General features: G+C 64.4%; 23 protein-coding genes. 12 read left to right on the forward strand and 11 right to left on the reverse strand.

Annotation, left to right across the window (positions count from 1 at the left end; translation table 11 throughout):
• Positions 1-2 precede the first annotated feature (2 nt).
• Genes AC0YKC_RS11020 through AC0YKC_RS11030 form a run of 3 tightly spaced genes read right to left on the reverse strand, consistent with a single transcriptional unit; the run spans position 3 to position 4761 of the window.
• Entirely contained in the window at positions 3-2825 is a 2823-nt protein-coding gene (locus tag AC0YKC_RS11020; RefSeq protein WP_488511066.1) for a DUF4159 domain-containing protein, read from the reverse strand.
• On the reverse strand, positions 2822-3757 hold the full coding sequence (locus AC0YKC_RS11025; protein ID WP_488511067.1) for a DUF58 domain-containing protein: 936 nt from the start codon (positions 3755-3757) through the stop codon (positions 2822-2824). Before AC0YKC_RS11025 ends, AC0YKC_RS11020 begins: the two co-directional genes overlap by 4 nt.
• Complete coding sequence (locus tag AC0YKC_RS11030; protein ID WP_488511068.1) at positions 3757-4761, reverse strand: AAA family ATPase; 1005 nt, start codon at positions 4759-4761, stop codon at positions 3757-3759. The genes AC0YKC_RS11025 and AC0YKC_RS11030 overlap by 1 nt, the downstream gene beginning before the upstream one ends.
• 155 nt (positions 4762-4916) lie before the next feature.
• Here AC0YKC_RS11030 and AC0YKC_RS11035 point away from each other — a divergent pair, with 155 nt between their 5' ends.
• The 3 genes from AC0YKC_RS11035 to AC0YKC_RS11045 are packed head-to-tail and all read left to right on the forward strand — an operon-like array spanning position 4917 to position 7473.
• Positions 4917-5576: a DUF1285 domain-containing protein gene (locus AC0YKC_RS11035; RefSeq protein ID WP_488511141.1), complete on the forward strand. Its 660-nt coding sequence runs from the start codon at positions 4917-4919 to the stop codon at positions 5574-5576.
• Positions 5576-6208, forward strand: a complete 633-nt coding sequence (locus AC0YKC_RS11040) for a CoA pyrophosphatase (protein WP_488511069.1) — start codon at positions 5576-5578, stop codon at positions 6206-6208. Before AC0YKC_RS11035 ends, AC0YKC_RS11040 begins: the two co-directional genes overlap by 1 nt.
• Positions 6205-7473: a CCA tRNA nucleotidyltransferase gene (locus tag AC0YKC_RS11045; protein WP_488511070.1), complete on the forward strand. Its 1269-nt coding sequence runs from the start codon at positions 6205-6207 to the stop codon at positions 7471-7473. The genes AC0YKC_RS11040 and AC0YKC_RS11045 overlap by 4 nt, the downstream gene beginning before the upstream one ends.
• Positions 7474-7496: 23 nt before the next feature.
• Here AC0YKC_RS11045 and AC0YKC_RS11050 read toward each other — a convergent pair whose 3' ends face one another.
• The 5 genes from AC0YKC_RS11050 to hemF form a co-directional block, all read right to left on the reverse strand.
• Positions 7497-8477 (reverse strand): S8 family serine peptidase, encoded by a 981-nt coding sequence (locus AC0YKC_RS11050; RefSeq protein WP_488511071.1) that lies wholly within the window; start codon positions 8475-8477, stop codon positions 7497-7499.
• 80 nt (positions 8478-8557) lie between these two features.
• On the reverse strand, positions 8558-9136 hold the full coding sequence (locus tag AC0YKC_RS11055) for a hypothetical protein (protein WP_488511072.1): 579 nt from the start codon (positions 9134-9136) through the stop codon (positions 8558-8560).
• A 282-nt stretch (positions 9137-9418) separates the two neighbouring features.
• Positions 9419-9604, reverse strand: coding sequence for a DUF1059 domain-containing protein (locus AC0YKC_RS11060; protein ID WP_008877709.1), 186 nt, complete (start codon positions 9602-9604; stop codon positions 9419-9421).
• Positions 9605-9843: 239 nt separating this feature from the next.
• A complete protein-coding gene (locus AC0YKC_RS11065; protein ID WP_320293361.1) occupies positions 9844-10104 on the reverse strand; it encodes a DUF1344 domain-containing protein in 261 nt (86 codons plus the stop codon).
• A 257-nt stretch (positions 10105-10361) separates the two neighbouring features.
• Positions 10362-11276 carry an oxygen-dependent coproporphyrinogen oxidase gene (gene hemF, locus AC0YKC_RS11070; protein ID WP_320293362.1) on the reverse strand — a complete coding sequence of 305 codons (915 nt, stop codon included), beginning with the start codon at positions 11274-11276 and terminating at the stop codon, positions 10362-10364.
• Positions 11277-11396: 120 nt separating this feature from the next.
• On the opposite strand from hemF, the gene AC0YKC_RS11075 reads away from it, so the two are divergent.
• Positions 11397-11654, forward strand: a complete 258-nt coding sequence (locus AC0YKC_RS11075; protein ID WP_320293363.1) for a hypothetical protein — start codon at positions 11397-11399, stop codon at positions 11652-11654.
• Positions 11655-11657: 3 nt separating this feature from the next.
• Here the strand turns inward: AC0YKC_RS11075 and soxR are convergent, their stop codons facing one another.
• Together soxR and AC0YKC_RS11085 are read right to left on the reverse strand one after the other, a co-directional pair.
• The gene (gene soxR / locus AC0YKC_RS11080; RefSeq protein ID WP_488511073.1) at positions 11658-12101 is read right to left on the reverse strand and encodes a redox-sensitive transcriptional activator SoxR; all 444 of its coding nucleotides are present in this window, start codon (positions 12099-12101) and stop codon (positions 11658-11660) included.
• Between the two features lie 147 nt (positions 12102-12248).
• Positions 12249-12707 (reverse strand): tRNA (cytidine(34)-2'-O)-methyltransferase, encoded by a 459-nt coding sequence (locus AC0YKC_RS11085; RefSeq protein ID WP_488511074.1) that lies wholly within the window; start codon positions 12705-12707, stop codon positions 12249-12251.
• Positions 12708-13177: 470 nt separating this feature from the next.
• Here AC0YKC_RS11085 and AC0YKC_RS11090 point away from each other — a divergent pair, with 470 nt between their 5' ends.
• From AC0YKC_RS11090 to AC0YKC_RS11110, 5 genes are all read left to right on the forward strand, one after another.
• Positions 13178-13597, forward strand: coding sequence for a hypothetical protein (locus tag AC0YKC_RS11090; RefSeq protein ID WP_488511075.1), 420 nt, complete (start codon positions 13178-13180; stop codon positions 13595-13597).
• A 26-nt stretch (positions 13598-13623) separates the two neighbouring features.
• A complete protein-coding gene (locus AC0YKC_RS11095; RefSeq protein ID WP_488511076.1) occupies positions 13624-15504 on the forward strand; it encodes an ABC transporter ATP-binding protein in 1881 nt (626 codons plus the stop codon).
• Positions 15505-15779: 275 nt separating this feature from the next.
• Positions 15780-17672 carry an ABC transporter ATP-binding protein gene (locus AC0YKC_RS11100; protein WP_488511077.1) on the forward strand — a complete coding sequence of 631 codons (1893 nt, stop codon included), beginning with the start codon at positions 15780-15782 and terminating at the stop codon, positions 17670-17672.
• On the forward strand, positions 17669-19552 hold the full coding sequence (locus AC0YKC_RS11105; protein ID WP_488511078.1) for an ABC transporter ATP-binding protein: 1884 nt from the start codon (positions 17669-17671) through the stop codon (positions 19550-19552). The genes AC0YKC_RS11100 and AC0YKC_RS11105 overlap by 4 nt, the downstream gene beginning before the upstream one ends.
• 9 nt (positions 19553-19561) lie before the next feature.
• On the forward strand, positions 19562-19873 hold the full coding sequence (locus AC0YKC_RS11110; protein ID WP_320293370.1) for a DUF6665 family protein: 312 nt from the start codon (positions 19562-19564) through the stop codon (positions 19871-19873).
• Positions 19874-20010: 137 nt separating this feature from the next.
• On the opposite strand, the gene AC0YKC_RS11115 is transcribed toward AC0YKC_RS11110, so the two are convergent.
• Complete coding sequence (locus tag AC0YKC_RS11115; RefSeq protein ID WP_488511142.1) at positions 20011-20355, reverse strand: cupin domain-containing protein; 345 nt, start codon at positions 20353-20355, stop codon at positions 20011-20013.
• Positions 20356-20667: 312 nt separating this feature from the next.
• On the opposite strand from AC0YKC_RS11115, the gene petA reads away from it, so the two are divergent.
• The 3 genes from petA to AC0YKC_RS11130 are packed head-to-tail and all read left to right on the forward strand — an operon-like array spanning position 20668 to position 23431.
• A complete protein-coding gene (gene petA / locus AC0YKC_RS11120; protein ID WP_042647595.1) occupies positions 20668-21228 on the forward strand; it encodes a ubiquinol-cytochrome c reductase iron-sulfur subunit in 561 nt (186 codons plus the stop codon).
• Between the two features lie 16 nt (positions 21229-21244).
• Complete coding sequence (locus tag AC0YKC_RS11125) at positions 21245-22546, forward strand: cytochrome b (RefSeq protein WP_488511079.1); 1302 nt, start codon at positions 21245-21247, stop codon at positions 22544-22546.
• Positions 22547-22573: 27 nt separating this feature from the next.
• Positions 22574-23431, forward strand: coding sequence for a cytochrome c1 (locus tag AC0YKC_RS11130; RefSeq protein WP_434723717.1), 858 nt, complete (start codon positions 22574-22576; stop codon positions 23429-23431).
• Positions 23432-23563: the final 132 nt, after the last annotated feature.

Consider the following 23563-nt stretch of genomic DNA (forward strand, 5'->3'; position numbering starts at 1 on the left):
ACCTATTGCCCCAGCCGTTCGAGCAGCACGGGCACATGCACCTGATCGGATTTGTAGTTGCCGGTCAGCATGTACATCATGATGTTGACGCCGGCGCGCAGCGCGTAGACGCGCTGCATCGGATCCGGCGGCACGGTCGGCAGCATGGGATCGCCGTTCTCGTCGATGGCCCAGGCGCCGGCGAAATCATTGGCGGTGATCATGATCGGCGAGACGCCGTCGCCGGTGCGCACCGGGCGGTTCTCGGTGTTGCTGGCCTCCAGCGAGGCCTCGACCCAGAGCGGGCTGCCGTTGAAGCGGCCGGGGAACTCCGGAAGGATGAAGAAGGATTTGGTCAGCACGTGATCCGACGGCACTGGCTCCAGCGGCGGCACGTTGAGATTGCCGAGGATGTCGCGCAGCCGTTCGGTCGCCGGACTTGCCGAGCCGGCGCCGATGCCGTTCGAGAACTGGTCGCGCGTGTCGAACAGAACCGTGCCGCCCTGTTGCATATAGGCGTCAATGCGGGCGATCGCCGCCTGGCTGGGCATGGGCGCCGATGCGTCGATCGGCCAATAGATCAGCGGGAAGAAGGACAACTCGTCCTTGGCGATGTCGACGCCGGCCGGCGGGCCGGGCTCGAGCGCGGTCTTCTCGATCAGGAAACGCGTGAGGCCTTCAAGGCCGGCGCGGCTGATCGCATCGACGCCAGGCTCGCCGGTGATCACATAGGCGATGCGGGTTTTCGAAATGTCGTCGATCGCCTGAGCGTCGCCCGGCTTCGAATCGTCGGCGCGGGCAAGGTCGGCGTGACCGAAGAGGCCGCCCAGCACGATGAGAACGGCCGCGGTGGTTGCCACCGCTCCTGCGCGGCGCGGCCGTCGCGCCAGCAGGCCGCCCATCCAGAATACGGCCAGGGTGTCGAGCACCATCAACAGAAGGGCGATGGCGACGAGCGGCCCTTTGAGGTTCTCCGATTCGTCGAAGGCATAGGGGACGGTTGTCACCGGCAGCGACACCTGCGGGCGGGCCAGCGGCGCGAAGGTGCTCGAAGCGTTGAGAAGATTATGCGCGAACACACCCGTCTCCGAGCCGTAAAGGCCGGGCGGGTTTTCCAGCGTCACCGGCAGCGGACCGGCGCCGGGCACCAGCGGCCGCGCATCGGGCGATGGTGGCGTCAGCATGCCGTCGGCGCCGATCATGCGGTAGGGCGCGAGCGACGCGGCGGTGGCTTCGGCATTGGCGATCGCGGCGCCCTGGTTGCGAGACAATTGCACGACGCGCCGCAGCATTTCGACGAAGCTGCCGGAGATCGGCAGGTTCGACCAGGTCGCCTCGGGCGTGACATGGAAGAGCACCAGCGTGCCCTTGTCCTTCTTCATGCCAGTCACCAGCGGCGTGCCATCGGCTAGCGTGGCCCAGGTGCGCTCGACGATGTCGGGCGTCGGCTCGGCCAGAACCTGCCGGCTCACCGTCACCTCGGAGGGCGGGGAAAGATCGGCAAAGGGGCCGTTCTTCGGGAATTCGGTGACGGCCTGCGGCGTCGTCCACGACAGCGCGCCGCCCAGAGCGCGCTCGCCGCTGCGCAGCCTGACCGGCAAAAGGTCGTCGTCGTTGCCGGCCGCGGCAAGGCGCGGGCCGGCGAAGCGCACCAGCGTGCCGCCCTTGTCGACCCAGTCGACCAGCCGCTGCTTGACCTGCTCCGGGATGGTGCCGACATCGGCCATGATGATCATCGCCGGCTTCTGGTCGAGAAGCTGCGGAATGGCGTCGGCAAGGTCGGCGCTCGACGGCTCGACCAGATCGGCAAAGGGCTGCAGGGCGCGGCGGATATAGTAGAGCGGCGATAGAAGCGGCTGCGCCTGGTCGGCCTCGGCCTGCGACAGAAGGCCGACGCGGCGGCGCTTGGAACTCTCGTCGAGCACGCGCACGGCGCCGGCCTGGTGCTCGCCGTCGAGCGCGATCGAAGCGAAATCGTTGCGCAGCTCGAACGGGACCGTCATCGTCGCCGTGGCGGCGGCTTCGCCCGGCGCGAAGGTCAGCGTCGCATCGGCGATGCGGCGACCCTTGTCGTCGAAGGCGCCAGCGGTGACCTGCGCCGGCGCCGGATCGCCCGGCGCGCGGATGGCGGTCAGCGCGAAGCCGTCGACCTGGTTGTCGGCGCCAATCAGGCCGGTCAGGGAAGACCGGTCGGACGCGGCCCAGACCAGCCGTGTCGCGTTCTTTTCGAGCAGCGTCTTGAACGCGGCCTCGTCGCCCTTGGCGGCAAGTCCATCGGCGAGCACGGCAACGCTGGCGCCGGGCAGGCGCTCCAACGCGGCGGCGACGCGGGCGTAGACGGCGGGCCTGTCGGTGGGGACCGGCCGCGGCTTGGCGGCGCGCAGGTGATCGAGCGCGGCCGAGGCGTCGAAGGGGCCGATCTCGGCATTAGGCTTCTCGGCGGTGAAGGCGATGACGACCGGCACGCCGTTCGAGCCGGCATCGGCGATCAGCCGTTCGGCGGTGGCCACGCGCTTGCTCCAGTCGGCGGCGCTCGCCCAGCCATTGTCGACGACAAGCGCGAGAGCCGAGCCTTCCGCCGGCAGTTTCTCACGCGGATTGAAGACCGGCTCGGCCAGCGCCATCACGACGAGCGCCGCCATCAGCAGCCGAAGCAGCGTCAACCACCACGGGCTTTGCTGCGGGGTTTCTTCTCGCCTCAGCACCCTGGCGAGGATCTTCAACGGCGGGAAAACTTCCGTTTGCGGCTTGGGTGGGGTGAGCCGCAGCAGCCACCAGATCACCGGCAGCGCCAATAGGCCCCACAGCACCAAGGGCGCCCCGAAGGAAAGCGGCAGCCAGCTCATGCGACCGCCTTTCCGGCTCGATTGGCAATTGACGCTGCATGACCGCCTTCCACGGTCAGCGCCATGTGGATGCGCACCAGCGCCTCGGAGGCGAGGCGGTCGGTGTGGTTGACGGTGTAGCTCCAGCCGAGACGCTTGCACCAGGCAGCCAGTTCCTCGCGGCGGGCCCGGTAAAGCAGGCGGTATTCCTCGGCCAGCATCTCGGCGCGGCCGGCGGTCAGCTTGTCGCCGGTCTCGGGATCAGTGAACTCGGTGCGGCCGGCATAGGGGAAGGTTTCCTCGGCCGGGTCGGCGACCTCGATCAGATGCGCGCGCACGCCGTGGCGAGCGAGCACGTCGAGCCAGGCCATGGTTTCCTCGACCGGATCGAGGAAATCGCTGACCAGCACGATGTCGCAGAAACGGCGGATGGCCGACAGATCGGGCTTGGCGGGAAGCGCGGTGGCGTGGCTCAGCTGGGCGGCGATGCGCTCGGCGCCGTTGCGGGCGGTGAACGGGTCGGTCAGGCCCGGCCAGGCGATGCGCTCGCCGCTGCGCGACAGAAGCTCGGCCAAGGCGAGCGCCAGCACCAGCGCGCGCGATTCCTTGGAAACGCCGGCCCCGGCCGATTTATAGAGCATCGAAGGCGAGGGGTCGGCCCAGAGCCAGACGGTGTGCGCGGCTTCCCATTCGCGGTCGCGCACATAGGTGTGGTCGTCCCTGGCGGAACGGCGCCAGTCGATGCGCGAGGAATCGCCTTCGACATAGGGTCGGAACTGCCAGAAATTCTCGCCGATGCCGCGCTTGCGGCGGCCGTGCCAGCCGGCGATCACCGTGTTGACGATGCGGCGCGCCTCGACCAGCAGGTCCGGCACCAATGAAGCCCGCAACCGGCCACGGGCGAGAGCATCGCGCGTCGCAACCGGTGCCTGGACCTCGCCTATTCGACCCATCAGATGCCTTTTGCCAGCTTCGCCACCACGTCGCGCACCGAAGTGCCTTCGGCGCGGGCGGCGAAAGTCAGCGCCATGCGATGCTGCAGCACCGGCTCGGCCAAGGCGCGAACGTCGTCGACCGAAGGCGCCAACCTGCCATCATATAGGGCGCGCGCCCGGGCGCATAGGGTCAGCGCCTGGCTGGCACGAGGGCCCGGCCCCCAGGCGACGTGCTTATCGGTTTCGGCGTTGCCCTGGCCTGGCCGGGCCGAGCGCACCAGCTTGAGGATCGCCTCGACGACGCTTTCCGGCACCGGCATGCGGCGGATCAGCGTCTGGATTTCCCTCAGTCTCTCCGGCTGCAGCACATTCTCGGCCTTGGCCTCGTCGACGCCGGTGGTTTCGAGCAGGATGCGGCGCTCCGCCTCGATCTCCGGGTAGAGGATGTCGACCTGCATCAGGAAGCGGTCGAGCTGGGCCTCGGGGAGCGGGTAGGTGCCTTCCTGTTCCAGCGGGTTTTGCGTCGCCAGCACATGGAACGGCGAGGGCAGGTCGTGGCGGGCGCCGGCGATGGTGACGTGATATTCCTGCATCGCCTGCAGCAGCGCCGATTGCGTGCGCGGCGAGGCGCGGTTGATCTCGTCCGCCATCAGCAATTGCGTGAAGATCGGCCCGGAAATGAAGCGGAAGGAGCGCTTGCCGAACTCGTCCTGCTCCATCACCTCCGAGCCGAGGATGTCCGACGGCATCAGGTCCGGCGTGAACTGGACGCGGCGTGAATCGAGGCCGAGCACAATGCCCAGCGTCTCGACCAGCTTGGTCTTGGCCAGGCCCGGCACGCCGACCAGCAGCGCATGCCCGCCCGCCAGCAGCGCCACCAGCGTCCGCTCGACCACCGCTTCCTGGCCGAAGATCACCCGGCCGACCGCGTCACGGACCCTGGATATGTCGGCCAGCGCCTTTTCGGCCTCCTCGATCATCGCTTTTTCGCTGATCGGGCTTTCCTTGATCATCACGCTCATGCCGTTTCGATCCTTGTGGTTGGAAATACCGGCCTGCATTCTCAATTGGGCAGAATGCCGCGATTCGGCCCTGCCTGGCGCCTGCATTCGAACTTAAATCACAGACTTGGACGGACAAGGCTGACAATCGGGACAACAGTGACTATTTCGTGACCATGGCCGAACGCAGCGAGCATCGTGAACAAAGCCTGGGCGAACAGAGCCCTGGCAAGCAGAGCCTGACCGGCGCCACCGAGGCTCGCGGGCTGGAGGCGTTGATCTCGCGCGCGGCCCGGGCAGGCAAGGGGCCGGCGCCGGTCGAGCGCTGGAATCCGGATTTCTGCGGCGACCTCGACATGGAGATCAAGGCCGACGGGACCTGGTTCTACCTCGGCACGCCGATCGGCCGCATGCCGCTGGTGCAGCTCTTTTCCAGCGTGCTGCGCAAGGATGCGGACGGAAAGACCTATCTGGTGACGCCGGTCGAGCGGGTCGGCATCCGTGTCGCCGATGCGCCCTTCATCGCCGTCGAAATGAACGTGTCGGGGACGGGCGACGACCAGGTCATCACCTTCCGCACCAATGTCGGCGATGTCGTCGCCGCCGGCCCCGGCCGTCCGCTGCGCTTCGTCGACGAGGACGAAACCGGCGGACTGAAACCTTATGTGCTGGTGCGCGGACGGCTGGAGGCGCTGGTGGCGCGACCGGTGATGTATGAACTGGTCGAGCATGGCGAGGAGATCGACATCGACGGCAAGACGATGTTCGCGGTACGCTCGGGCGGCGAGGTCTATCCGATCATGCCGGCCGAGAAACTGCGGCGGCTGAGCGCGTGATGGACCAGGTGACGCCGGCGCCGTTTTCGATCGCTGACTTTCGTGCCCGCGTCGCGGCGCAGGCGGCGATCGTCTTGGGCGACGATTTCGGCGACCATCGCTTCAATCCCGGCCATCCCAGGCTCAACCACGTCAAGCCGCTGCGCGACGCGGCGGTGCTGATCCCGGTGATCGACCGTGCCGAGGGCGCCATGGTGCTCTTCACCAAGCGCGCCGAGAAGCTGCGCAGCCATTCCGGCCAGGTGGCCTTTCCAGGCGGCACGATCGATCCGACCGATCCCGGCCCCGAGGCCACGGCGCTGCGCGAGACCTTCGAGGAGATCGGCCTGGAGCGGGATTTCATCGAGATCATCGGCCGCATGCCCGACTACGTCTCCGGCAGCGGCTACCGGATCGTGCCGGTGCTTGCCATCGTGCGGCCGGGTTTTTCGCTGACGATCAATGCCGATGAGGTCGACGCGGCTTTCGAGGTGCCCCTGAGTTTCCTGATGGACCCGGCCAACCACGCGCGCGACAGCCGTTTCTGGAACGACCTCGAATGGTTCTTCTACGATATGCCCTATGGCGGCCAGCGCATCTGGGGCGTCACCGCCGGCATCATCCGCACGCTCTATGAAAGGCTCTATGGTTGAGTGCTGGGGTTTCTCTCTCGGGCAGGGCCGATTGGCTGGGCGACAAGCATCTGCAGAAGATGCTTGTCGCCCTGAAGCAGGGCGGCGAGGAAGCGCGTGTCGCTGGCGGCGCGGTGCGCAACGCGCTGATCGGCCAGCCAGTCGCCGACATCGATATCGCCACTACCACCGTGCCGGAGGAAACGATCCGGCGCGCCGAGGCGGTTGGCTTCAAGACGGTGCCGACAGGTATCGAGCATGGCACGGTCACCGTGGTCGCGGGCGGCAAGCCCTATGAGGTGACGACGCTGCGAGCCGATATCGAAACCGACGGCCGGCGCGCGAAAGTGATTTTTGGCCGCGACTGGAAAGCCGACGCCGAGCGGCGCGACTTCACCATCAATGCGCTCTATGCCGAAGCGGACGGCACGGTCGTCGACCTCGTTGGCGGCATCGCCGACATCGAAGCGCGCCGGCTGCGTTTCATCGGCGACGCGGAGGCGCGTATCCACGAGGACTATCTGCGCATCCTGCGCTTTTTCCGCTTCTTTGCCTGGTATGGCGACGGACGGCCGGACGCTGAAGGGCTGAAGGCCTGCGCCAGGCTGAAGGATGGGCTTGCGCGGCTTTCCGCCGAACGCGTCTGGTCCGAACTGAAGAAGCTCTTGTCGGCTCCCGATCCCTCGCGCGCGCTGTTGTGGATGCGCCAGGCCGGCGTGCTCACCGCCGTGCTGCCGGAAAGCGAGAAATGGGGCATCGACGCCATCCATGGCCTGGTCAAGGCCGGAAAGGATCTCGGCTGGACCACTGATCCGATGCTGAGGCTGGAGGCGATCGTCCCGCCCGATGCCGTGCGCATGAAGACGCTTGGCCAGCGGCTGCGACTTTCGAACGACGAGGCCGATCGCCTGCGGCATTGGGCGCTGACCACCGTACCAGATGCCAAGGCGACCGAGACGGAACTCGCCAAGAAACTCTATTACGGCGATCGCGACGGCTATCTCGACCGCATTCGGCTGGCGCTTGCCGCCGCGCGGACGCGTGCCGTCGAGGATAATCAGGCGATGATGGAAGCCGGCGGCTTTTCACGCCTGCTCAATTTCACGCTGAAGTGGGAAAAGCCGGTGTTCCCGATCAAAGGCGCCGACCTGACCGAGCTTGGCGCGTCGCCGGGGCCGAAACTCGGCGCCACGCTGAAGAACCTCGAGAAGGAATGGGTGGGGTCAGGCTTCACCCTGGAACGCGGCGCGTTGATGGAACGCGCCGCGCAAGCCCTTGAGGCTTAGACGGGCCAGAGCTCCGGTGCCGGTCAACGTATCGCGACGGGAGCCAGGGCGCGCGACAGACTTGCCTCGCCCTTGCCGTAGACGGACGGGTTGTAATTGACCAGCGTGTCGGTGCGGGCCGTGTTGAGCAGGTCGTTGGTGATCTGGACCGGCGTTGCGTTGGTGAACTTGCTGCCGATGATCGCGGCATAGCCTGAGATGATCGGCGCGGCGAAAGACGTTCCATAAAGACCGGTCTTGTCGCCCTCGACGCCGACCACCAGGAAGTGGCTCTGCACGAGCGGGTTGGAGCCGGCATAGTCGGAGTACCAGGCGAGCTGGGCCTTGTTGGCCGTCGTCCCGTTCGTCGACAGCGCGCCGACGAAGATCGCCGTCGATTTGCCGATCAGGGCAAGGTCGAGGTAGTCCTGCTGCCCGCCCGTGACGCCACCGACGGCGACCGCGTCGTTGCCGGCGGCCTTCGAGACGATGGCCGAGCCTTTGGTTGCATAATAGATGATCGACGCCTCTTCCGGAGCCCAGCCGATCTGGTTCACGCCGTAGCCCGCGGTGGCGTACATGCCGTAGCTGAGGTTGAGAACGTTGCGGCCGGCGGCCAGCGGGACGGCCGTGCCCGTCGAGAAATCCTTGGAGCGGATGGTCGCCGCGGGAGCGACCATGCTTGCCTCCTCGCGCGTCCATTCACCGTGCCGCTGGGTCTGCACGCCGAGGCCGAAATTGCCGGAAAAGCGCGACGAGCTGCTGAAGTCGTCGACCATGGTGATGGTGACGCCCTTGCCCTTGTAGCCGGCTGCCCACGCGGCGCCGACATCGGGGCTCATCCAGCTCTGTACAGCTTGCGTCGTCCGCGCGACCGGGATCGTTGCGCTTACGCAGATCGACCCACCGCCATGGCAGAGCGCAGCCATTTCGTCTGGGCTGAGAGCTTCCTGCGCCAATGCCATCGGCGCCGAAAGGATGGCCAAGGCAGCGGCGAGGCCGAACTTCAAGGACTTAACCGACATGTTCATTCTCCAGTCAGACAGAAGCAGGACGGGCGACCGTGGGTTTCGGGACAAGATGATTTCATTTGGCAGCCCTCCGATCAGAAAGTGAGACGGTAGTTCAGCCAGAGATGCATGGTCTCGGGCTTGGCGCTGACCAGATACTTCAGCGTTTCCTCAGGCGCGGTCTCGCCCGCCGCCAGCCGGCAGTTGACGCTGTAGGTTCCGAACGCGCCGTAGTCGGCCTCGCAAGGCTTTTCAGTCAGGTTGCCGCCGATGGTGGTGGTGACCGACAGGGACAGGGTGCTGTTGGGATTCGGATGGATCTGGGTGAGAAATCCGAGCTTGAGGCTCGGCTCGATACGATATTTCTCGGCTTGCTCTCCGGTGCCGAACCCCCAGAGAAAGCCGGTGTCGGGCGTGATCTGAGTGAGGAAGTCGACATGCATGTCGACCCAGCTCGCGTGATACCAACGGCTGAAGGAGACCCAGCTTCCGCTCTGCAGCTCATAGCCGCCGTTGCCGAGACCCCTGGCCTTGTCGCTGAGCGAAGAACCCTGATGGACATCGACGAGCGAGGTGGTCCATTCCTGCGCGGTTGCAGCGGACGCAAAGAGGGACACGCACGCCAGAAGCACCGCCGTGCAGAGACCGCCTCGGATGTTGGACCGCTCGCGCATGCGCGAAGCACCTCGCCCCACCATTCCGGACAGCGCCTTGATGGCGAAGGGCTCCTCGGGCAGCCGCCTCTGGCCGGATCATGCGCGGGAGAATCGCACGCAGACCGTTACCGCCAAGTTATCTAAGCTGTTACGAATATAAGAATTCGCTGGAATTGTGCATAAACAGTGCCTTGGCCAGCGATCGGAGGATCGCCGACGAAGAAGGCGGGATGCGCCGGAAAACAATGGCCCGCCGGCCTTGCCGGCCGGTGACGTCTGGAAGTCTGCGATCTGGCCCGGTCAGGCGGCGTCGCGAACCTTCTGGATGCGCGAACGGATCGCCTCGATCATGGTCTCGCGAATGACGGTCTCGCCATGCGTCTCGCGCATATGCTCGACGGCGCGGCGCATGACTTCGGCTTCCTCGTCGGCGCGCGTGTGCCAGTCACAGCCGGGAACCAGCGATCCGCATTGGAATTCCTTCATGACTCTTCCTTTCCTAGCGAGGTGGTTCGACCTTGGCCGGCCGCCCCTGATTTTTTGTCTTGGCAGTCCGGGAGGGAGACGGCGGCGCGCCTCTTCCGGTTGCTCTGCCGGACTACCATAACACGCGTCGGACGGTTCGGTTGCATCGAAAGTCCCCAGTCCCGGAATGGAAAGGAAAGGCGGAGCGCTATGCCCCGCCTTTCCCTGCTGCCTGAGAACTGGACCTTCAGAGCAAGGTCTTACTTCATGATCTTGACGGCCTCGGCGATCTTGTTCTTGCCGCTCGTGTCCCAGGATACGCGGACCTTCTCGCCGACCTGAACGCCTGGATCCTTGAAGGCCTTGGACAGGGTGAATGTCGACCCATCGTCCAGAACAAGGCTCATGGCCGTTCCGTCAAAGCTCTTGACGGTGCCGGTGGTGTGCTTGACCGCCGCGAATGCGGCGCCGCCGGAGGCGAGAAGGGCGGCGGCTGCCGCCGTCACGATAAGCTTGCGCATGGCATGCTCTCCTGGAAATAGGGGCGCCCGTTTGGGGAGGCACCCTTCTGGTCAGGGTCGTCAAGTCGCGTCGGGTCACGGCCAGCGGAGACAGGTGATCTCCGCTTCGACCGCCGGCGCTTCCCGACCCGACGATCTTAAATAGCTCAATTTTTTCAAATGGATATTAGACGAAAAAGATATCGTCCCTGCCACATTGCCCGCCAAGATTCGGCGAATGGGACAGCAATGCGGCCATGGCCGAGTTCACCGCATCGTTACGGCCATTTTACCTCGGGCGGCAGGCTGGACAGGATCGAGGCGACATTGCCGCCGGTCTTCAGGCCGAAGATGGTGCCGCGATCGTGAAGCAAGTTGAATTCGACGTAGCGGCCGCGCCGGATCAGCTGTTCGTCGCGCTCGCCATCGGTCCAGTCCCGGTCGAAGTTGCCCCGCACCAGATGGGCATAGACGACGAGGAAGGAGCGTCCGACATCCTGGACGAAATTGAGATCGGCGTTCCAGCCGCCCTTGTCCTCGTCCGAATGCAGCCAGTCGAAGAAGATGCCGCCGATGCCGCGCGGCTCGTTGCGGTGCGGCAGGAAAAAATACTCGTCGCACCAGGCCTTGAATTTGGGATAGTCGGCGACGGCGCCGTTCTTCTCGCAGGCGAACTGCATGGCGCGGTGGAAGGCAATCGTGTCGGGATCGTCCTGGGTGCGGCGGCGGTCGAGCACCGGCGTCAGATCGGCGCCGCCACCGAACCACTGGCGCGTGGTGACGACCATGCGCGTGTTCATGTGCACGGCCGGCACGTTGGGGTTCCAGGGGTGGGCGATCAATGAAATGCCGCTCGCCCAGAAGCGCGGGTCTTCCTCGGCCCCGGGAATCTGCCTCCTGAACTCGGGCGAGAATTCGCCATAGACGGTCGAGGTGTGCACGCCGACCTTCTCGAAGACGCGCCCGCGCATCATCGACATCGTGCCGCCGCCGCCGCGGCCTTCGTCGCGCTCCCAGGGGGTCTTCTCGAAACGGCCGGGCGACCATGACGCTTGCGGACCGGTGAGTTCCTGCTCGATCTGCTCGAAGGTGGCGCAGATGCGCTCGCGCAAGGCCTCGAACCAGAGGCGGGCCTTCATCTTCTTCTGCTCGATATCGGCCGGCAGGCCCACCGGAAGGTCAGGTCTTTCCAATTCGGTCTCCAGTCACAGGCTTATTGCCTGACAAATGACTCGTTTTTTTCGCCCGCGATCCCTAATCTCTTGAGGGCAAGGGTCAAGTCCTGTCTGATCCAGGTGCAAAGGAGTTCCTTCGTGCGCACCCCGGCAAGACCGCCGCTGGATGGCTTGAAGAAGAGGCTGGAACGTTCGCGGGCGGAGCGCGCGGGCCAGTCGCGAGACGGATTCCTGCGTGAGACCTTCGTGCTGCCGCGCCCGGATGCGCGCCTCAAGGCGAAGGAGTGGTTCGAGCGCTTTCCGAAGCAGGCCTACTGGACCGAGATCGAAAGCTGGTTCGAACGTCCAGGCGACGTGATCGAGTTCACGATGCGGCGGCTGCCGGCGGCCGACTAGGCATCAATTCACCACCAGCCGCCTCGCACCTGTACCCTCCCGGGCCAAGCGGTCTTCCTTATTCCTCAGCGGACACTTGTCGATCGACATGCAGCCGCAGCCGATGCAATCGGTCAGGCCGTCGCGCAATTTCTTGAGCTGGCTGATCTTATGATCGAGCCCGTCGCGCCAGGCTGTTGAAAGCAGGTTCCAGTCCTCGCGTGTCGGGGTGCGGCCCTCGGGCAGGGATTGGAACGCAGCGGCGATGTCGGCGAGCGAGATGCCGACTTCCTGGGCGACGCGGATGATTGCCACGCGCCGCAGCACGTCCCGGCCGTAGCGCCGCTGGTTGCCCGAAGTGCGATGGCTGCGGATCAGGCCGCGCGCCTCGTAAAAATGCAGCGCCGATACCGCCACGCCGCTGCGCACGGCCACCTGGCCGACCGTCAATTCCCTTACCGGAGCCATTCTCAAATTCTCGCTTGACCTAAAGTTAAGTTGAGCTTGTAGCCAAGAAATGTCGATAGGGCAATTGAGGAGAAGGCGATGTGCGCCTGGGCAAGAATGATTGCGGACGGGAAGCCCGTCCGAGACAGCGAGGAAGCGCGGCAGATCCTAGCCGAGCTGGCGAAGCGCTTCGCCGGCGACCATGGCGACCGACAGCGCGACATTGATGCTGCGCGCTCCCGGCCGCATCGGGATGGTCAGTCGCGCGTCGGCCGCCTGGTGGACTTCTTCCGTCACGCCGGCGGATTCGCGGCCGAACAGGAGAATGTCTCCGGCGGCAAAGCCGAAGTCCGTATAGGCGCTGGTGGCCTTGGTGGTGAGCAGCACAAGGCGGCGCGCATGCGCCTTTCGCCATTCCTCGAAGGCGTGCCAGTCGGCATGGCGGGAAAGCGCCGCCATTTCGAGGTAGTCCATGCCGGCCCGTTTCAGCGCCCGGTCGGAGAGCGGGAAGCCGGCCGGCTCGATGATGTCGACACCGATGTCGAGGCAGGCGGCGAAGCGCAGGATTGTCCCGGTGTTGCCGGCGATATCCGGCTGGTAGAGCGCGATGCGGAGACGATCGTTCATTTCCGCATCCTGCTAATAAGTGGCAGATCGGCCACAGGCGCCTCCGGCTTTCGGCGATTTCTGGACTGGCGGGTGGCCATTTTCTGCGAAGTCGAGTATATGCCCACCATCGTCAACCCGAACCGAATGGAGGGGAACACATGATGACCATGCACATCCAGCTCCCATCCGGGGCTCACGTATGCCCACCGGCGGTTTCGGTACGACGATTCTTCTGACACTTTAGGTCCTCATCGCACCGATTCCCGCCGAACCCAGTTTTCGGCCTTCGAAGGAATCTTGCGATGTTTTTCAAACTGCCAAAGGGGCGCCGCGCCCCCGCTGAACGTGTCAAGACCGATGCTTGCCGTCGTGTCGAGGCTGACGCTCGTCGTCTGGTCCCGGCCGAGTCGACCCGCGCCTTCGGCCGAATGCCGGTGGTCGAGGCCGCATCGCCCTTTTTAACGCATTTGCATATGGAGGACGGACCAATGTTCGATCCCTACAAGATACCGGGGTCAAGAAGCCTGCATGAGCGCAAGGTGGCCACCTGGGCGCTGCTGATCGGCGAGACCTATTCGTCGGCGGTGCATGCCGAGGAACGGCGCCGGCCGCATCGCGGCATGCTGCCGGACGTCGATTTCTCGCGCGCGGTGCCCGACCACAGCCGGCCCACGCTGGTGCGCCGGATCATCCGTTTGATCCGGCCAGGCGACAGGAAGCGGGCAGATTCCGGCCTTTCGTCCGGAAGTTCGGGGCCGTCAGGATCGTCAAACGAGCCTGTCGGCGAAATGACGGAGAAACCCTATATTGCGCGAAGCAGGGCCGGTGACGCGGATGATTCCGTATCGCCGGCCCGCAGCAATGCCGCGCGGCCGCAAAGCCTTGCCCATCAATCTCGCGCCGCGTGAGCGCATAGATAAATCGAGTGCCTGGGATGTTCCGCTGGTTTGAAAACAGGCTCGATCCGTTCCCCGCCGCGGAGCCGGTCGAGCCGCCGAAGACGCTGGTCGCTTTCTGCGTGCATTATACGCGTGGCGCCTGGCCTTATATCCTTATCGATGCAGCGCTGGTGACGGCGATCGCCGTCGCCGAAGTGTGGATGTTCGGCTTCATGGGCCATATCGTCGACTGGCTGTCCGGGCAGAACCGGGAAACCTTCCTGCAGACTGAGAGCTGGAAGCTCGCCGGCATGGCCTTCGTCGTGCTGTTTGCGCTGCCGGGCACGGTATGGCTGCATTCGCTGCTCAACCAGCAGACGCTGATGGGCAACTATCCCATGCGCATCCGCTGGCAGGTGCATCGCTATCTCTTGAAGCAGTCAATGTCCTTTTATCAGGACGAGTTCGCCGGCCGCATCGCCACCAAGCTGATGCAGACGGCACTCGCCGTGCGCGAATGCGTCATCAAGCTGATCGACGTCCTCAACTACGTCATCGTCTATTTCCTCGGCATGCTGTTCATCGTCGGCTCGGCGGATTTGCGGCTGGCGGCGCCACTTGCCGTCTGGCTGGTCGGCTATATCGGGTTGCTGCGTTATTTCATTCCCCGGCTGGGCAAAGTCGGCGAGGAGCAGGCCAATGCGCGCTCGACCATGACCGGCCGCGTCGTCGACAGTTACACCAACATCCAGACGGTGAAGCTGTTTTCCCATGCGCGCCGCGAAGCCACTTTCGCCAGGGAAGGCATGGCCGGCTTCCTCGAGACGGTCTATCGCTCGATGCGGCTGGTCACGGTGCTTTACGGCCTGCTCTACATCCTCAACGCGCTGCTCCTGTTCTCGGTCACCGCGCTGTCGCTGTGGCTGTGGCTCGGCCAGGCTGTCACGATCGGCGCCGTCGCCGTGGTCATCGGCCTGGTGTTGCGCATGTGGGGCATGTCGCAGTGGATCATGTGGGAGATGTCCGGGCTGTTCGAGAATATCGGCACGGTGCAGGACGGTATCCAGTCGATTTCGCTGCCGCGCCTGGTCGAGGATAGGCCGGGTGCGAAGGACATCGCCGTCAGCCAGGGTGAAATCCGCTTCGAGGACATACGCTTCCACTATGGCAAACAGAAGGGCGTCATCGAGAACCTGTCGCTGACGGTGAAGCCTGGCGAAAAGGTCGGCATTGTCGGCCGCTCGGGCGCCGGCAAGTCGACTTTGGTCAACCTCCTGCTGCGCTTCTACGATCTGGAGGCCGGCCGGATCTTGGTCGACGGCCAGGAGATCGCTTCGGTGAAGCAGGATTCGCTGCGCGCGCAGATCGGCATGGTGACGCAGGACACCTCGCTGCTGCACCGCTCCGTGCGCGAAAACATCCTCTATGGCCGCCCGGATGCGACAGATGAGATGCTCATCGAGGCGACGGGGCGGGCCGAGGCGCTGGACTTTATCGGCGGGCTCATCGATGCCAACGGCCGCACGGGATTCGATGCTCATGTCGGTGACCGCGGTGTCAAACTGTCCGGTGGTCAGCGGCAGCGCGTCGCGATCGCGCGTGTGATGCTGAAGGACGCGCCGATCCTCATCCTCGACGAGGCGACATCCGCGCTCGATTCGGAAGCCGAGGCGGCGATCCAGGAAAACCTCTACCGGCTCATGCAGGGCAAGACCGTCATTGCCATCGCCCATCGGCTATCGACCATCGCGGCGATGGATCGGCTCGTCGTCATGGACAAGGGCCGCATCATCGAGGAAGGCTCGCATGAGGAACTCGTCGCCAAGGGCGGCCTCTATGCGCAGCTCTGGCAGCGTCAGTCCGGCGGCTTCCTGCTCGATGAAGCGCCAGCCGAGGTCGATGCCAAGGCGCCGGAATCGGAGATGGCAGCGGAGTAACGCGATCGCGATTAGAGTCCAGGAAAAGTGCGTAGCGGTTGGGCTCGGCGGCTTCGCCGTAGCCGTCCGTTCGGAATTGCGCAAAACAAAGACTTGGAGCGGCCCGGCGGTTCTGTGAGCCGTCGAGCCGCTCCGGGATCAAGGTTGCGACGATTGCCGGGAATCGATCCCGGGCGTAACCACGACCTGGTCAGAGGGCTTGCCTCGACCTGGTCAGAGGCCTGCCGGCGGCCCCGATCGGGTGCCGGCGGGTTTTCGGCATCCATGAGAGAAAAATGCTCGACCGCATCTTCACCTGGTTCGAAAGCCGTTATTCGCCGGTAGCGCTGGCCGACGACCGGCAGCCGCCGATGGGGCTTTGGCGGTTCTACTGGTATTTCATAAGGCAGTTTCGCGCCGCCTATTGGCTGCGCATGATCATCGTTGCCGTCGCGGCGATAGTAGACGCGATGCTGCCGATTTTCGTCGGCCTGATCGTCGGCCTGCTCTCCAGCACCAAGCCAGGCGATTTCTTCGCGGCGCATGGGCCGCTGCTCGTCATGATGGCGATTGTCGTGCTGCTGCGTCCGCTGTCGATGGTCGTCGACGGGCTCATCCGCAACCACGCCATCGCGCCGAACCTCATCGACCTCATCCGCTGGCAAAGCCATTGGCATGTCGTGCGCCAGGACTGGTCGTTCTTCCAGAACGACTTTGCCGGCCGCATTGGAACCAAGGTCATGCAAAGCGGCGATTCGGTGGAGATGAGCGTCAACCTCACCGTGGATGCCGTCTGGTACGCGCTGGTCTTCGTTGCGGTCGCCATCGTTGTGCTGGCGCGGCTCGACCCACTTCTCCTGGCGGTGGTGGCGGTGTGGCTGGTGTTCTATTGCCTGATCTTCTGCCTGGCGATGCCGAGGATCACGCAACGCTCGTCCCAACTGTCGGAGCGGTGGTCGCAGGTGAGCGGCCGCATGGTCGACAGCTACACCAACATCCTGACGCTCAAGACGTTCTCGACCGGCGAGCACGAGGACGAATATGTCTCGCAAGCGGTGGTCGAGCATGCCGACACGTTCTACCGGCTGATGCGTGTTTTCACGTTGATGTGGTCGGCCCTGTTCGTCCTCAACGCGACGCTGCTCATCGCCATAAGCTGGCTGGCGCTGGGCGGCTGGAACGCCGGCGCCATGACCACCGCAGCCGTGGCGACGGCGATACCATTCGCGCTGCAGATCGCCAACATCTCCGGCAGGATCCTCGATGTCGGCGCCAACGTCTTCCGGCAGATCGGCGTCGCCAGCAATTCGATGACGACGATCGCACGTCCCATCAGCATGCAGGACGATCCAGGCGCGCCAGCCCTTGTCGTCAGCGCCGGCGGCATCGAGTTCGACAGGGTGAACTTCAACTATTGGCGCAAGGACGGCAAAGGCGGCGTCATCGACAATTTGTCGCTGACGATCGCGCCGGGCGAGCGGGTCGGCCTGATCGGCCGTTCGGGAGCCGGCAAGTCGACGCTGGTCAATCTCGTGCTGCGGCTGTTCGACGTGCAGGACGGCAAGGTGCTGATCGACGGGCAGGACATCCGCAACGTCTCGCAGGAAAGCGTCCGCGCGGCAATCGGCTTCGTCAACCAGGACACCTCGCTGTTGCATCGATCCGTTCGCGAAAACCTCAAATATGGGCGCCAGTCCGCCAGCGACGAGGCCATGTTCAGCGCCGCCAAGGCCGCTCAGATCGACGATGTGATCGCGGCACTGACCGATCCGCATGGGCAGAGCGGCTATGAGGCGCTTGTCGGCGAGCGCGGCGTGAAGCTCTCCGGCGGCCAGCGGCAGCGCATCGCGATTGCCCGCGTCATGCTGAAGGACGCGCCGATCCTCATCCTCGACGAGGCCACGTCCGCGCTCGATTCGGAGGTGGAGGCCGCCATCCAGGAGAACCTCTACAAGCTCATGCAGGGCAAGACCGTCATCGCCATCGCCCACCGGCTGTCGACCATTGCGGCGATGGACCGGCTCGTCGTCATGGACAAGGGCCGCATCGTCGAAGAAGGCTCGCATGAGACCTTGATCGCCAAGGGCGGGCTCTACGCTCAGCTCTGGCGGCGCCAGTCGGGCGGGTTCCTGCTGGAGGAAAAGCAGGCGGCCGACAGTTTGGCGACGAAAGGCGAAGCCGCCGAATGATGCAAGCCGTCTATCACTGGTTCGAGCGCTGGGTCTATCCGTTCCGCGAGCCGGCGAATCTGCGGCCGCCCGCCAGCGTCGGCGGCTTCCTGTGGCATTATGTCGGGCAGGCGAAGCTCGCCTTCTTCGCCATGCTGATCATCGGCGGCATCGCGCCGCTGGTCGAGGCCGGCCTGTTCTATTTCGTCGGAAGGCTGGTCGATATCCTCGACCAGTTGCCCGGCGAACGCAGCTGGCACGCGCTCTGGGCCGCTGCCGGGCCGGAACTCATGTTCATGGGCGCGGTGGTGCTCGTCATCCGCACTGCCGTCGTCGGCCTTTCGGCGCTTGTCGACGAGCAGACGATCACGCCCGGATTCTACAATCTGGTGCGCTGGCAGGCACACCGGCATGTCTCGCGTCAGTCCTACGCCTTCTTCCAGAACGATTTCGCCGGCCGCATCGCGACAAAAGTCTGGCAGGCCGGCCAGGCGACGGGCGACCTGATGGAGAGCTTCATCGAGGTCGTCTGGTTCATGATCGTCTACACGGTGACGACGCTGGCGCTGGTCGCGGGGCTGGATTTGCGGCTGGCAGTGATGGTCGTGGTGTGGATCGCGGCGTTCGGCTGGCTGGCCAAACTCTATCTGCCGGCGATCCGCAAGCATGCCGAGGCGACGGCCGAAGCGGGCTCGATGATCACCGGCCGCATCGTCGATTCCTATTCGAACGTCCAGACGCTGAAGCTGTTTTCGGCCGACGGCGACGACCGCTATATCCGCAATGGCTTCGACATCTATCTCGACGCGCTGCGGCCGTTCACGCGCCGGCTGACCGGCGTGCGCATGGCACTGACCATGCTTTCCGGCGTCATGATCACTTCGATCGCCGCCTTCGCCATCTATCTGTGGGTCGAAGGTTCGATCACCGTCGGCGCCGTCGCCTTCACGCTGTCGCTGGTGCTCAGGTTGAACATGCTGCTGGGACGGTTGATGATGCAACTCAATGGCATTTTGAGGAATCTCGGCGTGCTGGAGAATTCCAAGGCGCTGATCTCGCAGCCTCTGGGTCTGACCGACGCGCCGGATGCCAAGGAACTGGTTGTCACAGGCGGCCGCATCGAGGTCAGCAACGTCACCTTCCATTACGGCAAGGGGCGAGGTGTGCTCGACGGCATCGATCTCGTCGTGCGTCCGGGCGAGAAGGTCGGGCTGGTCGGGCCGTCCGGAGCGGGCAAGACGACTTTGGCCAATCTGATCCTGCGCCTCTACGATCTGGAAGGTGGCCAGATCCTGATCGACGGTCAGGACATCGCGCAGGTGACGCAGAATTCGCTGCGCGGCAATATCGGCGTGGTCAGCCAGGACACCGCGCTTTTCCACCGCTCGCTGCGCGACAACATCAAGCTTGGCATGCCGGACGCCACCGACGCGCAAGTGATCGCCGCGGCGAAGAAGGCCGAGGCGCATGAGTTCATCCTGGGACTGCGCGACAATCGCGATCGCGCCGGCTACGAGGCCTATGTCGGCGAGCGCGGCGTGAAGCTCTCGGGCGGCCAGCGGCAGCGCGTCGCGATCGCGCGCGTCTTTCTCAAGGATGCGCCGATCTTGATCCTCGACGAGGCGACCTCGGCGCTCGATTCGGACATCGAGGCGGCGATCCAGGAAAATCTGACGCGTCTGATGGAAAGCAAGACCGTGATCGCGATCGCGCACCGGCTGTCGACGATCGCGGCGCTCGACCGGCTGGTGGTGCTCGACGGCGGCCGCATCGTCGAACAGGGCACGCATGACGAGCTGGTGGCGCTCGACGGGCTCTATGCGCGGCTCTGGAAACGACAGTCCGGCGGCTTCCTTTTCAACGAGGAAAGCGTGCTGGAAGAGACGCGACCGGCGGAGTAGAACGGCGCCATGTCGGTACGCATGCCCACGAATTTCGGACGGTCAGGCGCGCAGGAAAGCGCGCTCGACCTGCTCGGCCACGAAATCCTCGCCGAAAAAGCCGCCGCGCTCGGCCGCGCCGGCCAGCGCGTGGAGGAAACCCTTGCCAAGTTGCGCGAGGGCGGCGAGGGCGAGCATCGCAACCGGTTGCTCAAGGAAGCGGCCGCGGCCGTTCACGCCTACTTCATCCAGCGCGAGCTTTGCGGCCTGCGCAAGCATGACGCCGTGATCCGTGAGTACGACATTCCAAGGGCGGTGCTGGTCAGGCTCGGCGCCAGCTAGTGCGTTTTACCGTTTCAGGGAAACGACGAAACGCTCTATCTCTTTGTTTTCACGCAATTCCGGACGGAGGGCTACGGCGAAGGCGCCGAGCCTGACCGCTCACACTTTTCCTGGAATTGCTCTAGGAACCGTCAAGGCTACTCCAGCCACTCGGTGATGAAGTGGCCGTTCTCGTGGATGTCGGTGCTTTCGAGCGGGCCGGGGCCGAGATTGGTGAATTTGTGCGGCGTGTCGGGGGGCACGATCAGGATCTGGCCGGCCGTGGCCCTGATTTGCTGGTCGCCGATCGTGAACAGGCCGGTGCCGGAGCGGATGACGAAGATCTCTGCATAGGGATGCTTGTGCAGGCGAGGGCCGCCGCCGACCGTCGGCTGATAGTTGAAGATCAGGCAGGAATTGGCGCCGAACTGGCCCCCTTGCAGTTCGCCTTTCCAGCGGTTGGGGGCCTCGGCCCAGCTGTCGCGTTCAATGACATGCGCCATGGCTGGACAATAGACCGGGCCAGAAGCCGATGTCGAGGCGAACATTGGCTCGATTTCACCCGGGATTTCCCGCTGTTTCATCCTGTCCGGCGGCCGAGCGGGGATGCGTCGGCCGCGGCCGCCGCGCATCCCCGCGACAATCTGCCCTTGTGCCTTCACCCGACTGGACAAAAACGGGCCGCACGCATAAACCGAAAATCCAAATGCCGGAGGAATTCGCTAGCCTGTTCGCCATGCGCTGTCGGGCAGGTGCGATTGAGCGGGGACAAGGCTCGGCCTCCGGTTAGGAAGAGGCGAAAGGATCAGGCACCCGTGAGCGCAACCGACATCCACGATCCCAACCGTCGCGATTTTCTCTATGTAGCCACCGGCATGGCCGCCGTTGTCGGCGCTGGAGCCGTCGCGTGGCCGTTCATCGACCAGATGCGTCCCGACGCCTCGACGCTGGCGCTGGCCTCGGTCGAGGTCGATGTCTCCTCGCTGCAGCCGGGCAGCTCGCTGATCGTCAAGTGGCGCGGCAAGCCGGTGGTGGTGCGCAACCGCACCGAAAAGGAAATGAAAGACGGCGAGGCCGTCAATCTCGCCGATCTCAAGGATCCGATCGCGCGCAATGCCAACCTGCCGTCCGACGCGCCGGCGACCGACGCCAACCGCACCACGCCCGGCAAGGAAGCCTGGATGGTGATGGTGCAGGTCTGCACCCATCTCGGCTGCATCCCGCTCGGCCAGGAAGGCGATTTCGGCGGCTGGTTCTGCCCGTGCCACGGTTCGCAATACGACACCGCCGGCCGCATCCGCAAAGGCCCGGCGCCGGAGAACATGGCGATCCCGGTATTCAAGTTCATTTCCGATACCAAGATCCTTATCGGTTGAGGCAGGGGATATTTCGATGAGCGAGGGACACTCGACCTATACGCCCAAGACCGGTATCGAGCGCTGGTTCGACGCCCGCATGCCGCTGCCGCGGCTGATCTATGACAGCTTCGTCGCCTATCCGGTGCCGCGCAACCTCAACTACATGTGGACGTTCGGCGGCATCCTGTCGATCATGCTGGTCTCGCAGATCCTGACCGGCATCGTGCTGGCCATGCACTACACGTCCGACACCACTCTCGCCTTCGATTCGGTCGAGAAGATCATGCGCGACGTGAATTCGGGCTGGCTGCTGCGCTATCTGCATGCCAACGGCGCCTCGTTCTTCTTCATCGCCGTTTACCTGCATATCTTCCGAGGCCTCTTCTACGGCTCCTACAAGGCGCCGCGCGAGCTCCTGTGGATCCTCGGCTGCATCATCTACCTCCTGATGATGGCGACCGGCTTCATGGGCTATGTGCTGCCCTGGGGCCAGATGAGCTTCTGGGGCGCCACCGTCATCACCGGCTTCTTCAGCGCCATCCCGCTGGTCGGCAACTGGATCCAGCAGCTGCTGCTCGGCGGCTTCGCCGTCGACGATCCGACGCTGAACCGCTTCTTCGCGCTGCACTACCTGTTGCCGTTCATGATCGCCGGCGTGGTGGTGTTGCACGTCTGGGCGCTGCATGTCGTGGGCCAGTCGAATCCGACCGGCATCGAGGTCAAGTCGAAGACCGACACCGTGGCGTTCACGCCCTATGCGACCATCAAGGACGCGTTTGGCATGATCGTGTTCCTGTTCGTCTTTGCTTATTTCATCTTCTACCTGCCGAATTATCTCGGCCATGCCGACAACTATATCGTCGCCAACCCGCTGAAGACGCCGGCCCACATCGTTCCGGAATGGTACTTCCTGCCGTTCTACGCGATCCTGCGCGCCATCACCTTCAACGTCGGGCCGATCAACTCCAAACTCGGCGGCGTGCTGTGCATGTTCGGCGCCATCGCCATGCTGTTCCTGGTGCCGTGGCTCGATACCTCCAAGGTGCGCTCGGCAGTGTACCGCCCGTGGTACAAGCTGTTCTTCTGGCTGTTCGTGGCCGACGCCATCCTGCTTGGCTGGCTTGGCTCGCAGCCGGCGGAAGGCGCTTATGTGTTCATGGCGCAGATGGCCACGCTCTTCTACTTCGCCTTCTTCCTGATCATCATGCCGGTGCTCGGCCTGATCGAGACGCCGCGCAGGCTGCCGAACTCGATCACCGAGGCGGTGCTGGAGAAGAACAAAGGCGGCAGCGGGCATCCGGCGGGCGCTACGGCCGCACCACAGACCAAGGGCTGAGCGGTAGAGAATCTAAGGGGATTTGGCATGAAGAAGATTCTCACCTCGCTGGCGCTGATCGGCCTTGTGGCTGCCGGCACCGCGGCAATAGCCGCTGAAGAGGAACACAACGCGGCCGCGCCGACGCATTTCCCGATCAACGAGCCGAAGGAAATGAGCTGGAGCTTCACCGGCCCGTTCGGAACCTATGACAAGGCGCAGCTGCAGCGCGGCCTCAAGGTTTATAAGGAAGTCTGCTCGGCCTGCCATTCGATGAATCTGGTGGCGTTCCGCACGCTGTCGGACCTCGGCTATTCCGAGGCCCAGATCAAGTCGCTGGCCGCGAGCTACACGATCCATGACGGCCCCAACGATGCCGGCGACATGTTCGATCGTCCCGGCAAGCCGTCGGACCATTTCCCGGCGCCGTTCCCGAATGTAGAGGCCGCGGCAGCTGCCAATGGCGGGGCCGCTCCGCCGGACATGTCGCTGCTCGCCAAGGCGCGCGGCGTCGAGCGCGGTTTTCCGCAGTTCGTCTTCGACATCTTCACCCAGTATGATGCGGGTGGCCCGGACTACATCCACTCGCTGCTGACCGGCTACGATCAGACGCCGCCCGCCGGCATGGTCATCCCGGAAGGCACGCACTACAATCCGTATTTCATGTCGGGCGTGTCGCTGAAGATGCCGAAGCCGCTCTCCGACGGTCAGGTGACTTATGACGACGGCGCGCCGCAGACAGTCGATCAGTATTCTCGCGATGTGGCGAGCTTCCTGGCATGGGCGGCAGAGCCGCATATGGAAGACCGCAAGAAGACCGGCTTCCGCGTGCTGGCGTTCCTGCTGCTGTTCGGCGCATTGATCTACATGACCAAGCGCCGCGTGTGGGCCGACGTGGCGCACTGAGGCGCTATCGACCGCACGCAATCCAAGAAGGGCGCCGCAAGGCGCCCTTCTTGCATTTCGGCATGCGTAAACCGGACCATGTCACATGGCCGTCATCGCGGGCGGTGATCCTGCCTTGCCCTCATCAAAGGA

The sequence above is a fragment of the Mesorhizobium sp. CNPSo 4661 genome, assembly GCF_057784215.1.

Coding starts and splice junctions, on each gene's coding strand:
- AC0YKC_RS11020 (WP_488511066.1), bottom strand. CDS start 2,825: ATGAGCTGGCTGCCGCTTTCCTTCGGGGCGCCCTTGGTGCTGTGGGGC.
- AC0YKC_RS11025 (WP_488511067.1), bottom strand. CDS start 3,757: ATGGGTCGAATAGGCGAGGTCCAGGCACCGGTTGCGACGCGCGATGCT.
- AC0YKC_RS11030 (WP_488511068.1), bottom strand. CDS start 4,761: ATGAGCGTGATGATCAAGGAAAGCCCGATCAGCGAAAAAGCGATGATC.
- AC0YKC_RS11035 (WP_488511141.1), top strand. CDS start 4,917: ATGGCCGAACGCAGCGAGCATCGTGAACAAAGCCTGGGCGAACAGAGC.
- AC0YKC_RS11040 (WP_488511069.1), top strand. CDS start 5,576: ATGGACCAGGTGACGCCGGCGCCGTTTTCGATCGCTGACTTTCGTGCC.
- AC0YKC_RS11050 (WP_488511071.1), bottom strand. CDS start 8,477: ATGTCGGTTAAGTCCTTGAAGTTCGGCCTCGCCGCTGCCTTGGCCATC.
- AC0YKC_RS11055 (WP_488511072.1), bottom strand. CDS start 9,136: ATGCGCGAGCGGTCCAACATCCGAGGCGGTCTCTGCACGGCGGTGCTT.
- AC0YKC_RS11060 (WP_008877709.1), bottom strand. CDS start 9,604: ATGAAGGAATTCCAATGCGGATCGCTGGTTCCCGGCTGTGACTGGCAC.
- AC0YKC_RS11065 (WP_320293361.1), bottom strand. CDS start 10,104: ATGCGCAAGCTTATCGTGACGGCGGCAGCCGCCGCCCTTCTCGCCTCC.
- soxR (WP_488511073.1), bottom strand. CDS start 12,101: ATGGCTCCGGTAAGGGAATTGACGGTCGGCCAGGTGGCCGTGCGCAGC.
- AC0YKC_RS11085 (WP_488511074.1), bottom strand. CDS start 12,707: ATGAACGATCGTCTCCGCATCGCGCTCTACCAGCCGGATATCGCCGGC.
- AC0YKC_RS11090 (WP_488511075.1), top strand. CDS start 13,178: ATGTTCGATCCCTACAAGATACCGGGGTCAAGAAGCCTGCATGAGCGC.
- AC0YKC_RS11095 (WP_488511076.1), top strand. CDS start 13,624: ATGTTCCGCTGGTTTGAAAACAGGCTCGATCCGTTCCCCGCCGCGGAG.
- AC0YKC_RS11100 (WP_488511077.1), top strand. CDS start 15,780: ATGCTCGACCGCATCTTCACCTGGTTCGAAAGCCGTTATTCGCCGGTA.
- AC0YKC_RS11105 (WP_488511078.1), top strand. CDS start 17,669: ATGATGCAAGCCGTCTATCACTGGTTCGAGCGCTGGGTCTATCCGTTC.
- AC0YKC_RS11110 (WP_320293370.1), top strand. CDS start 19,562: ATGTCGGTACGCATGCCCACGAATTTCGGACGGTCAGGCGCGCAGGAA.
- AC0YKC_RS11115 (WP_488511142.1), bottom strand. CDS start 20,355: ATGGCGCATGTCATTGAACGCGACAGCTGGGCCGAGGCCCCCAACCGC.
- AC0YKC_RS11125 (WP_488511079.1), top strand. CDS start 21,245: ATGAGCGAGGGACACTCGACCTATACGCCCAAGACCGGTATCGAGCGC.
- AC0YKC_RS11130 (WP_434723717.1), top strand. CDS start 22,574: ATGAAGAAGATTCTCACCTCGCTGGCGCTGATCGGCCTTGTGGCTGCC.